General features: G+C 35.2%; 17 protein-coding genes and 1 tRNA gene. All 18 read right to left on the reverse strand.

Annotated features, from left to right (window positions below):
• Positions 1–183: 183 nt before the first annotated feature.
• The 18 genes from CJ191_RS03290 to comGC all read right to left on the reverse strand — a co-directional run bounded on the left by CJ191_RS03290 (position 184) and on the right by comGC (position 13,581).
• Positions 184–257 (reverse strand) — tRNA-Arg (locus CJ191_RS03290).
• 69 nt (positions 258–326) lie between these two features.
• Entirely contained in the window at positions 327–1,556 is a 1,230-nt protein-coding gene (gene hflX, locus CJ191_RS03295; protein WP_070468932.1) for a GTPase HflX, read from the reverse strand.
• Positions 1,557–1,588: 32 nt separating this feature from the next.
• Complete coding sequence (gene miaA, locus CJ191_RS03300; protein ID WP_102198982.1) at positions 1,589–2,539, reverse strand: tRNA (adenosine(37)-N6)-dimethylallyltransferase MiaA; 951 nt, start codon at positions 2,537–2,539, stop codon at positions 1,589–1,591.
• An 18-nt stretch (positions 2,540–2,557) separates the two neighbouring features.
• Entirely contained in the window at positions 2,558–4,252 is a 1,695-nt protein-coding gene (recN, locus tag CJ191_RS03305; RefSeq protein WP_102198983.1) for a DNA repair protein RecN, read from the reverse strand.
• 40 nt (positions 4,253–4,292) lie between these two features.
• Positions 4,293–5,108: a TlyA family RNA methyltransferase gene (locus tag CJ191_RS03310; RefSeq protein ID WP_070468926.1), complete on the reverse strand. Its 816-nt coding sequence runs from the start codon at positions 5,106–5,108 to the stop codon at positions 4,293–4,295.
• Between the two features lie 21 nt (positions 5,109–5,129).
• Complete coding sequence (locus tag CJ191_RS03315; protein WP_070468924.1) at positions 5,130–6,023, reverse strand: polyprenyl synthetase family protein; 894 nt, start codon at positions 6,021–6,023, stop codon at positions 5,130–5,132.
• Complete coding sequence (locus tag CJ191_RS03320; RefSeq protein ID WP_070468923.1) at positions 6,023–6,268, reverse strand: exodeoxyribonuclease VII small subunit; 246 nt, start codon at positions 6,266–6,268, stop codon at positions 6,023–6,025. The genes CJ191_RS03315 and CJ191_RS03320 overlap by 1 nt, the downstream gene beginning before the upstream one ends.
• A complete protein-coding gene (gene xseA / locus CJ191_RS03325) occupies positions 6,269–7,633 on the reverse strand; it encodes an exodeoxyribonuclease VII large subunit (protein WP_070468921.1) in 1,365 nt (454 codons plus the stop codon).
• Positions 7,623–8,474 carry a bifunctional 5,10-methylenetetrahydrofolate dehydrogenase/5,10-methenyltetrahydrofolate cyclohydrolase gene (locus tag CJ191_RS03330; protein ID WP_070468920.1) on the reverse strand — a complete coding sequence of 284 codons (852 nt, stop codon included), beginning with the start codon at positions 8,472–8,474 and terminating at the stop codon, positions 7,623–7,625. The genes xseA and CJ191_RS03330 overlap by 11 nt, the downstream gene beginning before the upstream one ends.
• 159 nt (positions 8,475–8,633) lie before the next feature.
• Positions 8,634–9,251, reverse strand: a complete 618-nt coding sequence (gene nusB, locus CJ191_RS03335) for a transcription antitermination factor NusB (RefSeq protein ID WP_070468918.1) — start codon at positions 9,249–9,251, stop codon at positions 8,634–8,636.
• 21 nt (positions 9,252–9,272) lie between these two features.
• Positions 9,273–9,647 (reverse strand): Asp23/Gls24 family envelope stress response protein, encoded by a 375-nt coding sequence (locus tag CJ191_RS03340; RefSeq protein WP_070468916.1) that lies wholly within the window; start codon positions 9,645–9,647, stop codon positions 9,273–9,275.
• Positions 9,648–9,670: 23 nt separating this feature from the next.
• Positions 9,671–10,231 carry an elongation factor P gene (efp, locus tag CJ191_RS03345; protein ID WP_070468914.1) on the reverse strand — a complete coding sequence of 187 codons (561 nt, stop codon included), beginning with the start codon at positions 10,229–10,231 and terminating at the stop codon, positions 9,671–9,673.
• 97 nt (positions 10,232–10,328) lie between these two features.
• Positions 10,329–11,408, reverse strand: a complete 1,080-nt coding sequence (locus CJ191_RS03350) for a M24 family metallopeptidase (RefSeq protein ID WP_083272814.1) — start codon at positions 11,406–11,408, stop codon at positions 10,329–10,331.
• Between the two features lie 149 nt (positions 11,409–11,557).
• Entirely contained in the window at positions 11,558–12,049 is a 492-nt protein-coding gene (locus CJ191_RS03355) for a hypothetical protein (RefSeq protein WP_070468912.1), read from the reverse strand.
• Entirely contained in the window at positions 12,050–12,535 is a 486-nt protein-coding gene (locus CJ191_RS03360; RefSeq protein WP_102198984.1) for a hypothetical protein, read from the reverse strand.
• The gene (locus CJ191_RS03365) at positions 12,501–12,815 is read right to left on the reverse strand and encodes a type II secretion system protein (RefSeq protein WP_257994114.1); all 315 of its coding nucleotides are present in this window, start codon (positions 12,813–12,815) and stop codon (positions 12,501–12,503) included. The genes CJ191_RS03360 and CJ191_RS03365 overlap by 35 nt, the downstream gene beginning before the upstream one ends.
• Positions 12,802–13,239, reverse strand: a complete 438-nt coding sequence (locus tag CJ191_RS03370) for a prepilin-type cleavage/methylation domain-containing protein (RefSeq protein WP_070468908.1) — start codon at positions 13,237–13,239, stop codon at positions 12,802–12,804. The genes CJ191_RS03365 and CJ191_RS03370 overlap by 14 nt, the downstream gene beginning before the upstream one ends.
• Before the next feature lie 36 nt (positions 13,240–13,275).
• Positions 13,276–13,581 (reverse strand): competence type IV pilus major pilin ComGC, encoded by a 306-nt coding sequence (gene comGC / locus CJ191_RS03375; RefSeq protein WP_070468907.1) that lies wholly within the window; start codon positions 13,579–13,581, stop codon positions 13,276–13,278.
• Positions 13,582–13,585: the final 4 nt, after the last annotated feature.

A 13,585-nucleotide genomic window follows, 5' to 3' on the forward strand; every position in this document is an offset into this window, starting at 1 on the left:
AAAAGGGCCATGCTTATCTTGTAAATAAACATGACCCCTCCTTTATTAAAAACTTAATTAAAAAAATAACTGTGATTATTTATTTTTGGTCACCAACACTATTTGACACAGAACCAGTTTTTTAAATAAATAAAACCGCTATACACCAACTTCGAAACGTTGATATATAGCGGTTTCTATTAATGTTAAGAGTGGGATTCGAACCCACGACCTACGGTTTAGAAGACCGTTGCTCTATCCAGCTGAGCTATCCTAACAAAAGCTGCCAATCTTAAATGACAACTACTAAATTTTATACCAAGATAGTAAGTTCTGTCAAGCACTTTTTATCTTGGCTTAGGCAATTGTAAATATTTAGGCTTAAATAAATGCAATTTGTATGTTTGGGCTTCCTCATCGAAGGATAAGTTTTCAAAATAAATACGATCTTGTAAACCCATCCAGTTACCAATTTGATTAGGAGAAACTGAGATTTCAATTTCATCATATTGCTTCTTCAATTCATCGATAATAGCCACTAATAAATTTTGAATGCTATCACCAGACTTAGCACTAATCTGTATATTGGGTTGATTAAAAGCTAAAACAGCTTGACTGCTATCTAACTTATCCATCTTATTATAAACGAATAAATGTGGTATATCTAACATATCTAATTGCTTCAAAGTATCCAACACAACTGCTTCTTGTTCACTAGCATATGGTGAGGAAGCATCAATCACAATTAACATCAAGTCTACCTGTCTACTCTCTTCCAAGGTTGAATGAAATGAATCAATGATTTGTGGTGGTAAATCTTGGATAAAGCCTACTGTATCAGTTATAGACATTTGAAAGTGGTTGTTTAACGAAAATACGCGAGTTAACGGTGTTAAAGTTGCAAACAATTGATTTTCTTCTAAAGTATTCGCTTCAGTTAAAGCGTTGGTAATCGTAGACTTTCCAGCATTTGTATACCCAATTAAACCCAATTGAAAAATAGCGCCCTTTTCCCGATTCTCACGAGTTCGACTGCGATGTTTTTCAACTTCTTTTAACTCCCCCTTAATACGTTGAATATCGTTTCGAAGCACCCGACGATCTTGTTCAATCTTTGTTTCACCAGGACCTCTTGTCCCGATTCCCCCACCAAGTCTGGAGAGTGCATTATAGTTACCAGCTAATCGCGGTAAAAGATATTCATTTTGTGCTAAAGCTACCTGAAACTTACCTTCTTTTGAAGTTGCGCGCATAGCAAAAATATCTAAAATTAATTGAATACGATCAATTACTGGGAAATCCACAGCTTGTTGAAGGTTATTATTTTGTGATGGTGTTAATTGTTGGTAAAAAATAATTAAGTCAGCTTCTTTTACTTCAGCCTGCGACGCTAATTCATCTACTTTCCCTTTACCAATAAGGGTTCTAGCATCATAGCGTTCACGTTTTTGTGAAACGAATCCTACAACTTTTCCACCTGCTGTGTTCACTAACTCCTCTAATTCTTCAATTTGCATATCAAATTGACGGTCACTAATATCAGGTGTCTGAACTGCTGCTAATAAAACTTTTTGCATACATCTTCCTCCTTCTGAACCGAAAATCTATGCTAATGCACACTAGTGGTATTTAAAAAATCATCAACTAGTTTTAATAAATCCTGTAAATCTTGTGGATGTGCTACTAAATCTACCCAATGCACATCTGTTAAACGATTTTTGATCCATGTTATTTGACGCTTGGCATAACGTCTTGAATTTTGCTTTAAATCTTCTAAAGCAATATCAAGCGATATCTCTCCACGGATATAAGGAAATAGTTCCTTATATCCAATGGCTTTCATTGATTGTTGGTTTTTATCTAGATTTTGAGATAATAACCATTTACTTTCTTCGACAAGGCCTTGATTTACCATATCATCTACACGCTTATTAATTCTATCATATAGCACTTGACGGTCAGTATTTAAAGCAATAATACATAGTTCATAAGGAGAAACATGATTATCATGTGTTTCTGACTGGTCAGAAAAGAGTTTATCTGAAAAAGTCCCTACTTCCAGTGCTCGAATAACTCTCCTTAAATTATTTGGATGAATTTGTTCTGCTGCCTTAGGATCTAAATCAACTAATTTTTGATAAACAACCTGGTTTCCTTCATTTTTAGCTAACTTTTCCATTTGCGTACGAAATTTAGGATGCTCTAGGTTATCGCCACCTAATGACAAATCATAAATGAAAGACTCCAAATATAAACCAGTTCCACCAACCAATATAGGGATTTTACCCTTAGCTAAAATATCCTCCATCGCCGCCTTTGCGTCTGACTTAAAACGGGAAACAGAATACTCTTCATCAACTCTAACATATGAAATTAAATGATGTACTGCTTCTGCTTGTTCACTTTTAGTTGGTGTCGCTGTACCAACATCTAAGGATTTATATATTTGCATGGAATCACCATTAATAATTTCGCCATTAAATGCTTTGGCTAATTTTAAAGATAAGCTAGTCTTCCCTACCCCAGTCGGTCCAGCTATCACGATTAGTTTGGGTTTCATGCGCCCACTCCTTCTATTTTACCGAAGATTTGCTTTAAATTGTCGATCTTCTTCAATCTGCTCTGCTGCTGCCTCTTTTGCAACTGCGGTAATGTTTGACCCAGTTAGCATTCTTGCAACTTCATTTATGCGTTCTTCATTTGTTAATAATCGTACATTGGTATATGTACGATCACTTTTTTCTTCTTTAGAAATAAATAATTGATGGTCTGCCATAGCAGCTACCTGTGGTAAATGAGTGATACATAAAACCTGAGCTTTAAGAGCAATCTCAAACATTTTAGTTGCGATTGCTTGTGCCACACGACCAGATACACCTGTATCCACTTCATCAAATATTATCGCTGTTACACCAGATGCATTTTGAAAAATAGTTTTCATGGCTAACATCAACCGCGACAATTCACCACCTGATGCAACCTTAACTAAGGGTTTAAATGGCTCTCCAGGGTTTGTCGCAATCATAAACGTCACATCATCCATACCATCTGGCCCTAATTCAGCCAATGGTTGCATATCTACACGGAATTTGGCCTTTTCCATATAGAGTGCTTGCATTTGCCTTTCGATTGCTTTAACTAATCCATCAATAGCTGCTCTTCTACTATCAGATAATTTCTGTGCTATATCTAATGCATTGCTATGTGCTTTTTTTACAGCGTTCTTTAACTTCTGTTGATTTGATTCACGATTTTCCAACTCTTTTAACTCTTCTTTAGCTTTATCCAAGTATACTAAAATTGCTTCTGTATTTTCTCCATATTTGCGGGTGAGATTTTTATAAACAGCTAATCGTTCGATAATTTCATCTAGTCGGTTAGGGTCATAATGTAGTTGGTCAACCTGATCTGAAATGCTAGAAGCTATATCTTGTAAGGCATAGTAAGTACCTGTTATTTGCTCGTAATAATCACTATAAGCCGAGTCAAAATCGCGAATAGTTTCCAATTCCCCAATAACTTGACCCACTAAGTCTATAATATTAAATTCTGAATTAGATAATAAACTATTAGAAGCACCTAATGCATCCGCAATTTTTTGAAAATTTTGTAGTTGATCCCGCTCAATAATCAAAGCTTCGTTTTCACCAACTTGCAAGTTAGCAGATTCGATTTCATTTATTTGAAACTTCAGTAGATCTACCCGCTGAGCTGCTTCTTGTTCATTTAAATCCTGACTATCTAATTTTCTTTTAGCAGCTTGATAACTAGCATATGCTTCTTTATACTCAGCCAACTTAGGAGCGATATCACTTTTTGCAAAGTGATCCAGCAAATGAATATGATTGCTAGTATTCATTAAAGTTTGATGCTCATTTTGTCCATGAATATCTACAATATGTGTCCCTAGCGCTTTAAGCATACTAACCGTCATAGAAACGCCATTGACTTTAATCGTATTCTTACCGTTAGTATCTAGTTGTCGAACGACCATCAACTGAGCGTCATCAAATGGTATATCATTATCTACCAGCATAGCTCGTCCTTCATCTGAAAGATCAGGCATATAAAAAATACCGCGTAAATCAAATTTTTCACTACCATAGCGAATGAAGTCTGTTGATCCACGACCTCCTACTAATAAGCCAACAGCATCGATAATGATTGACTTCCCCGCACCTGTTTCCCCAGTTAGAACGGTCATGCCGGTATCAAAATCAATCGTTAAATCTTCTATAATCGCAAAATTTTTAATTGTAAGATGCTGAAGCATTTACATCTCTCCCCTTATCTAACCATTTAGATATCCATCATTAATGAAAAACCGAATGCGCCTCTTCAATTACCGCACTTATATCAATGGTACAATCGATTTTCCCTAGTTCACCTTCTGTATTTGTTAATAGCATCAAGAATTCTATATTTCCTGACCCACCAGTAATTGGTGAGTAGGTCAAACCTGAAACATCATATCCTAAACCAATTGCAGTTTCCATTGTGTGAGTTATAACGTCTTTATGTACTTGCTTATCTCGTACAATACCTTTTTTACCAACTTTATCTTTACCTGCTTCAAACTGAGGTTTAACCAAGGCCGCAACCTGACCATTTATTTTTAAAATAGACCGTAAAGGCGGTAGGATTAAGTCTAAGGAAATAAAAGAAACATCAATGGTTGCAATATCTGGTTGTCCAGCCACAAAATCTTCTGGTTTTGAATACCGGAAGTTGGTTTGTTCCATGACCACTACACGGTCATCCGACCTCAATTTCCAGTCTAGTTGATTCGTACCAACATCCAATGCATAAGACATACTTGCACCATTTTGTAGTGCTACATCCGTAAAACCACCTGTGGACGATCCAATATCTAAAACTTTTTTATCAGTGAAATCGATAGCAAAAGTTTCCATGGCTTTTACCAATTTAAAACCACCTCTGGATACAAATGGTATATCTTCACCTTTTAAAGTTAATTTTGTTGTCACAGATAGTTTCTCACCCGGTTTATCCACTCTCTGGGCTTTTTCAGTATAAATTTGTCCAGCCATGATAAAACGTTTTGCTTTCTCACGTGAATCTGCTAATCCTTGCCGAACAACTAAAATGTCAGCTCTCTCTTTCTCCATTTATTCTCCTTATTTATTTCGCTAAATTTTTAAGTACTTCAAGAAACCTGCTAGTAGGTCACGGTCAAAAGTTGGTTCGATTTCTTGTATTTGTTTTAATATATCATTACATATATTTACTTTATCATCCAATGCTGTCAACGCACCATTAGTTCCCATTATAGATGGATAGGTACTTTTATTTAGATCAATATCTGAATGATTAAGCTTACCTCTTTTTTCGTCTGTCCACATTACTTCTTGTAAATCATTTTGAATTTGATAAGCAACGCCATAGGTCCAAGCAAAATCATCTAATAAAATTGCCACATCTTTAGATACTTGTGCAATTTGTGCACTGGCAAAAATTGCATATCTAATCAGTTCACCAGTTTTATGTTTATGTATATTCTGCATGGTAAGCAAATCTATTCGTTTGCCTTCTGAATCGACATCCATTACTTGTCCAGCAATCATACCCGTGCTTCCTGCTGCCTTCGACAACTCCGCAATCAATTTCACTTTCGTTTGATTGTCACTAATATAATCATCATTAGCTATCAGCGCAAACGCATCAGTCAGTAAAGAATCACCTGCTAAGATAGCGGTTGCCTCATCAAAGGCTTTATGATTTGTTAGCTTTCCACGACGATAATCATCGTTGTCCATTGCTGGTAAATCATCATGTATAAGGGAATAAGTGTGGATATATTCCAATGCAATAGCCGTATTTAACCCTAAGCGAATATCTGTATTTAAAGATTCTAAAGTTGCCAATAGTAGCATTGGACGAATACGTTTACCACCAGTATTTAATGAATATACCATTGATTCTTTTAATTGTTCTGGTTGTGTTTGTTCATATTGATCGACAGCATTAAGTATCGCTTCATCTAAAACTGGCAAATATTTTTCTATGAAAGTTGTTGCCTTCATCATACATCCCCTTGGCTTGTTGGTTCTTCAAATGCTTCGAGTTGTCCACTTTCTGACATCAGTTTAGTCATCGTTTCTTCCGCATTTTCAAGGGTTTGGCTACAATATTTGCTTAAAGCGATACCATCTTGAAATGCTTCCATCGACTCTTCCAACTTGATATCACCATCTTGGAGCTGATTCACAATTTCTTCTAATTTTTCTAATGCTTCTTCAAAAGATAATTTTGAGGTGTCAATAGACATTTATGATTCTCCTTTAATTTTAGATAATTGTTTCTTATCTGTTCCAGTAATTTGCGCGGTAATTTTTCCATCAGCTAATTGTATAGCTAATGAATCGCCTATATCCACCTTAGTAATTGAATCTACAGGCATTTTATTACTTGTTACGTAGGCAAAACCTTTACTCATACGTTTCAATGGTGACAATAGATCTAATTGTGAAATGGCTTTTTGCAGTTGATACTCTTTAGCTCTTATTTGCTGACTATGATTACTGATTAATTGGTGCTGTAAGTAATTCACTTTTGTATGATAAGTTCCTAATGTAGTCAATGGCGTTGATTGATATAAACTTTGGTCCAAATGTTGGATAGCCATTCTTTGTGATCGCATATTACTTTCTTGAGACTGGATCAGTTGAGCTTGTAGGTTTCTAAGTTTCAGTTGGTAACCTTCATATAATCTCAAAGGTTGCCTAAAAATATAAGCATTTTGATATTCTAATAATCGCTGATTAAGATATTGGATCCGATTTGCTTGCGCACGATATAACCTTGCCTGTAATTCTTGAATCCGAATTAATTCATCCGACAATACTGGTGTCGCAATTTCTGCCGCTGCGGTTGGTGTAGCTGCTCTCATGTCACTTGCAAAGTCTACAAGCGTCGTATCTGTTTCATGACCAACTGAGGAAATGATAGGAATATTCATTTTACGAACGGCACGTACCACTTTCTCTTCGTTAAATGGCCATAAGTCTTCTATTGATCCGCCACCACGTCCGATAATCACCGTATCATACTCACCATGTATTGAGACACGTTCTAAATTTTTCACTAATTCATCCGCCGCATATTTACCTTGAACTGCAGTTGGATAAAGTGTTAGCTGAACAATCGGGTAACGACGTTTAACTGTAGTAATAATATCTCTTATTACAGCTCCCGAGGGTGAAGTAATCACTGCTATATTCTTAGGAAAGTGTGGTATCGGTTTGGGATCAAACTGAAAAACGCCTTCCTCAGTCAGCTGCCGCTTCAATTGTTCATAACGTTGGTAGAGGGCACCAACGCCATCTGGCTCAAGGTGGTCTATATATAGTTGATAGCGCCCCGTTTGATTAAATACACCTATCCGACCGATAGCTAATACTTTCATACCATCTTCTAAGTCAAACTTTAACTGGTTAAAGGCATTAGCAAACATGACACCCGATAGGACAGCATGATCATCCTTTAATGAAAAATATTGGTGTTTCGCCCGTTTACGATAATTAGACACTTCACCAGTTACATAGACTTGATGTAGGTAAGGATCTTTTTCAAATTTCGTAGCAATATATTGCGTCAGCTGACTAACCGTTAAGTAATTTTTGTCAGACAACATCTGTCACTTCCTCTAGTCTATCAATCATCTGTTTAAATACCATTAACTTAGTAACTGGTCCAACCCCTCCTGGAACCGGGGTAATGGCATGTGTTTTTTCTGCTACATTTTCGTAGTCTACATCTCCAAATACTTTACCAGTCTCATCATAAGTTGTACCGATATCAATAACCGTAGTCCCTGGTGAAACCATATCTGCAGTTAAAAATTTTGGAATACCAACAGCCACACAAATAATATCTGCTGAACGTGTTAATTCTGCCATATTTTCGGTTTGACTATGGGCAAGCGTAACCGTTGCGCCACGTTGCAACATTAATTCAGCTAAAGGTTTACCTACGATAGTTGACCGCCCAATCATTACTGCTCTCTTACCTTTGAAACTTGTATTCACTTCATCCATCAATGTAATTGCCGAAAGTGGTGTATTCGGCACACGACTCTGATTACCTGCTAGCAAATTCCCCAAATGTATTGGGTGGATAGCATCTAGATCTTTATCCGGATCAATAGCAACATTGATTTTTTGAAAATCAATTTGTTTTGGTAGCGGCATTTCAATCATGATGCCTTGTACACTGTTATCTTCATTAAGACGTTTAATGATTGCTAATAATTCCTCAGTTGTTGTTTCATTTGGACAAGAAATTAATTCATGTGCTACGCCAATTTTATCAGCAAACTTTGTTTTAGTTCGTGCATATGATGCACTTGCCTCATCATCACCACAAAGAATAATCACTATCTTTGGGTGAATACCATTATCTTTCAATTCACTAACTCTCTGTTTTAATAAATCAGTTTGTACCTTAACAAATTCTTTTGAACGAATTTCTATCATGATTGCCCACCTTATTCAATTTGTAATGTAACAAGTATATCGAATGTTTCACTATAATAACAGTCATGTACTGATATTATACCTACATAAATTAATCATCATATATCACGAATTTTAAAAAGCCGGGACTTAAGTCCCGGCCTCTAACACTCCAAACTATTACTCAACCATATTCTCAGCACTTACATTTGTTTTATGCTCATCGTTTGTATCTTCATTGGCTTTTAATTCTGCTAAGATATTCGATAAAATACCATTTATAAATTTACGCGCACGATCGTCTGAATAAAGTTTTGCTAACTCAATTGCTTCATTAACTGCAACTACTCGAGGGACAGTTTCTTTATCCGTAAATAATAATTCAAATACTGCAATGCGTAAAATTTGAAGGTTTACTAACTCTAAACGTTGTACCGACCAATTACCATGAATGTGGTTATCGATCATTTGATCTATTTCAAAGCGATTGGCTTTAACACCTTCTACTAATGTACGTAAATAAGCGGGAACAGTCACATCTTCAGTTACATCCGGTAATTTATCAAAATGATTTTTTGTTGAAATATGCTCAATACTATCCTTCAACTTAATTGCATGGTTTTCATACTCAATAAATTCTTCTTCTGTTAATTCTTCAAAGTTAACCTTCTGACCCAATTTCTTATGATTTTGAAGAATATGCTTGAAGGCACTTTCTAAAGAAAGTTGTGGATTGAACTCTTGTTGATAAGATATTAATACAGCGAGTTCTCTAATTTGTGATAACCCTAATTTCATACTTGTTCCCCTTAATACGATTTATTTACTTGTTTTTTCCATAGATAAGTTCGTCACATGTACATTCACAACATCAATCGTAATATCTGTCATAAATTTTACCTGATCGATTACCTGTGTTTGAATATTTTGAGCAACTGCAATAACTGCAGAGCCAAAATATAATTCAACAGACATATCTAGCACCATTTCATTTAGATCATTTTGATAAAGGATTACTCCGGCATCACGTTGGAAAACATCTTGAATAGTCTTATTCGCACGTTTAATTGCCCGAACACCTTCACTTTGTAAGGCAGTTGCTGCGGCAATGTTTTCGATTACTTGAGGAGCAATTTCAATTGCACCAGTAGATTGCAGCTGATTTTGCTTGTATGCTTCATTATTGTTAGCCATTGTCGTTCACTCCTTATATCAAATTACGCGCGTGAAATATACTCTCCACCATCAGTGGTATTAATGACTAATTTATCACCAGCGTTAACAAAGAACGGCACATTAACCACTACACCTGTTTCCATAGTAGCTGGTTTTGACCCACCTGAAGCTGTATCTCCCTTTATTCCAGGTTCAGTCTCAGTAACTACTAATTCTACAGTTTTTGGTAATTCAACACCTAAAACTTCGGCACCAAAAGTGATGACTTTTACTTCCATATTTTCTAACATAAATTTTAGTTCATCATTAATTTGATTTTCCGGAATTTCTATTTGTTCATACGTTTCATTATCCATAAATACATGAATATCACCATCCGCATATAGATATTGCATATCGCGACTTTCAATATGCGCAGTTTCTACTTTTTCACCTGCTCGCCAAGTTTTATCTAACAATGCGCCAGTCCGTAAGTTTTTTAATTTTGAACGCACAAAAGCAGACCCTTTACCCGGTTTAACATGTTGGAACTCCACAACACGGAATAAGTTTCCGTTATCTTGAATCGTTAATCCTGTTTTAAAATCGTTTGTTGTAATCATATTTACATCTCCTAAAAATTTAATCCTATCAAAATTATAACACATTAAAATGCATCCTGGCTCAAAAAGTCGGATGCATTCGTTCATTTGCACTAAATCAGATGATAATCAAATGGCGTGGTGAGTGAGTAAGCACTTTATTACCATCTTCTTTTAAAATCAAATCATCTTCAATTCTGACGCCACCGATACCCTCTAGATAAATACCAGGTTCGTTAGTGATAACCGTATTCACTTTCAATACTTGTTTATTATGCATACTTGCGTTTGGTGACTCATGAATATCTAAACCAATAGAGTGACCAAGTGAATGTCCAAAGTCATCTCCATATCCATGGCTAGCTATAAAATCACGTGCTATTGCATCCATTTCTTCACCAGTCATGCCTGCTTTAGCCTGCTCATTTACAAGCTGGTTAGCTTGAAAGACAATATCATATATTTCTTTCATTTTACTTGTAGGTTCCCCTACAGCAATCGTTCTAGTAATATCAGAGACATACCCATTATAGTAACAACCATAATCCAAGGTCACGATATCTCCTTCTTCAATTATTTTATCAGAAGCAACACCGTGTGGCATTGCGGAACGATAGCCTGAAGCAACAATCGTTTCAAATGATACACCACTAGCACCTTTACTTCGCATATAGAAATCTAATTCATTTGCGACTTCAATCTCTGTCATCCCTACTTTAATAAAGTCTAAGATATGGTTAAAAGCTGCATCTGCAATTTCACAGGCGTGTTGAATAGTAGCAATTTCTCCTTCATCCTTAGTCTGACGTAAAGCTTCTATCATACCAGATGCAGGAATTAATCGAGCAGAAACAATATCTTCTAGCTCATCGAACTTCGCAACTGTCATATATTCTTCTTCATAACCTAATTGACTCAGATTTTCGTTTACCACCACAGATTGTACAAATCTCAAAGGACTAGTATGAGCTGCTGATCCACCAGCAATGATGATTTCAAAACCTATACACTGTGCTTTCGCTTGTTCTCTGTATCTAAAATCTGTAATGAAGTAAGCTTTATTAGAAGTAATTAACGCGGTACCACTTGTTCCAGTGAATCCACTGATATATCTTAAGTTAAAAGGATCAGTGACATAATATGCATTAATGCCTTCAGCTGCCATGCTTTCTTGCAAAGCACTTATTCTGTTTTCCAAACTTTTTCACCTCATATTGACTAATCTATCTCTCTAAATAGAACCACTTTTATAGCCCAATTAGTATAGCATATATCAGCTTTTATTGAAAATTGCCTTTACTCACCCCTGAATTTGTATCAAATTATCTTACATTTAATCATGATATATTATTTATTTTTTCTCCTATCATAGGGTATATCTTTGTAGGTATACTGGGAACTGTTTTTTACTAATTTAACTCTAGTATTAAATTGACCATTTTTTAGTTCTACATACACACTTCCTTTATTAAAAGACTTGGTCCATTCACCATTAGCTAATATCGTCTCATTTGTAATGTTATCTTTTTCATCTAATTGTTTGTCTTGATTTACATCATTCGAATCGATTTTGGCTCCATTCATTTCCTTTTCTATTTCTTTGCTTTCGTCTATTGACATATTATTTCTATCCTCTAACCTCTTAGAGGATTCAAGGCTATGCTTAGCGATAATATGTTCAACTGCAAGCCTGGAAAGTATTTGTGCTTGATAAGAAGCATGTATCTCTTCATTCAGTTTAATTTGACTACTATACATACTCAAATTGACTAAATATATAATAGTTAGAATAGACATGAACAATAAGGAAGTATATAGTATAAATCCTCTTTTTCTCATCTACTTATCACCTTTTTCTAGAGGTAAAAGTACTTGATACTGTTTTCCGTCAGATAGTATGACAGTAAACAAATAATTACTAGATGTTACTGCTTTAATATTTAAACTAGTAGCATTAGGGATTTTAGGCTCGTAGCCACCATTTAATCGGTAGACAATCCAGTCAGTATTTCCCTTTGCCTTCTGATAACGAAATGTACCTATTTTTTTATCTTCTATTATCGAAAGACTGTGTGCTGTTGAAGAGACCAGTTTGGCTTGATTATGATCTTGTAAAAATTGAAATGAAAAGACGTCAAAATCATCATAAGCGATTTTTTCAAAGTATTGATAAATATCCATTTCTAATCCCATAACTGCTATAAAAGTGAACTGAATGAGTGCATAAAAAAATAAACCATAAATTAATTCTAGTAAAGTAAAACCTTCCTTATGTTTTGTGTGTCTTGAGTTAGTTTTGAATCTTAAATATCTCGACTTTATCATATCGTTGATCCTCCAGCATTCCTCTAGCTAAATCTATGCTAATACCTTCATGAATACTAGCGCCAAATTGAACAGCATTTAACTGATGAAACTGTTCACGACTCCGAGCTAATGCGGCTTCACTTTCGCCTAATTTCTGGATTTGGATTTGTTGATTTGCAACCAATAAAACTACCATCATTCCTATCAAATAGATACCGATAAGAGACTCTACTAACATAAAACCCCGTTTATACTTGTTATTGGTATGTTGTGAGCGTATATATTCATTTTTCTTCAACTCGATAGCGACCTCCTGTTAATTGAAATACAATGGCATAATTTTTTGTTGGTGTAATTAAAGTAATTGTCTGTGCACCCACATTTCCTGAAGGTGTGATAGTAATTCTATTAATTTTGTTAAAAGTAGTTTCTTCAGGAAATACAAAAGTTTTATCATCTGGTAAAGATTTAGTTAGATCTCCCCTAAACTCAACTGTATTTTCTTTAAAAGTCACAAAGTACACGCCTTTTCGAACTACGGTCATCTTGTGTACATATTCAAAATGTTGCATGACATTACGCACCATTACTTTTGATTCATAGCGAGTATTAGCTTCTCTTGCATATGGGACCGCAAGTATTAGTGATAATGATAAGGTAAATAGTACCAGTATTAATTCAAGAAGGGTAAATCCCAATTTACTTTTAAAGTTGTTTTTCAAGATCTACCCCTCCTAATCATCTAGAATTTTTCTAATTTACTTTTTTATAGCATTATATTGATTTAATTGATCTTGAGTAATATAGCCGTCATTTGCTAATTTTTCAGCTGTAACGCTTTGTAGGCCATCATTTTCTAATAAATATAAATTTTTTTGTGCTTCAACTGTTTCAACTAACGCTTTATCCGTCTTCGCTTTTGCATTATTTGCTTGTTCTGTCATATTCGGTATAATGAGCAGTAGCAAGGCTGCTACAATAAATAGGACCAAAACCATCTCGATCAATGTAAACGCTTTGTTTTTTCGACACTTTATAATTAAGTTCGTTAATAATTTTTTCATAATA

This window comes from Aerococcus viridans (assembly GCF_002871935.1).
Lineage (GTDB): Bacteria > Bacillota > Bacilli > Lactobacillales > Aerococcaceae > Aerococcus > Aerococcus viridans_B.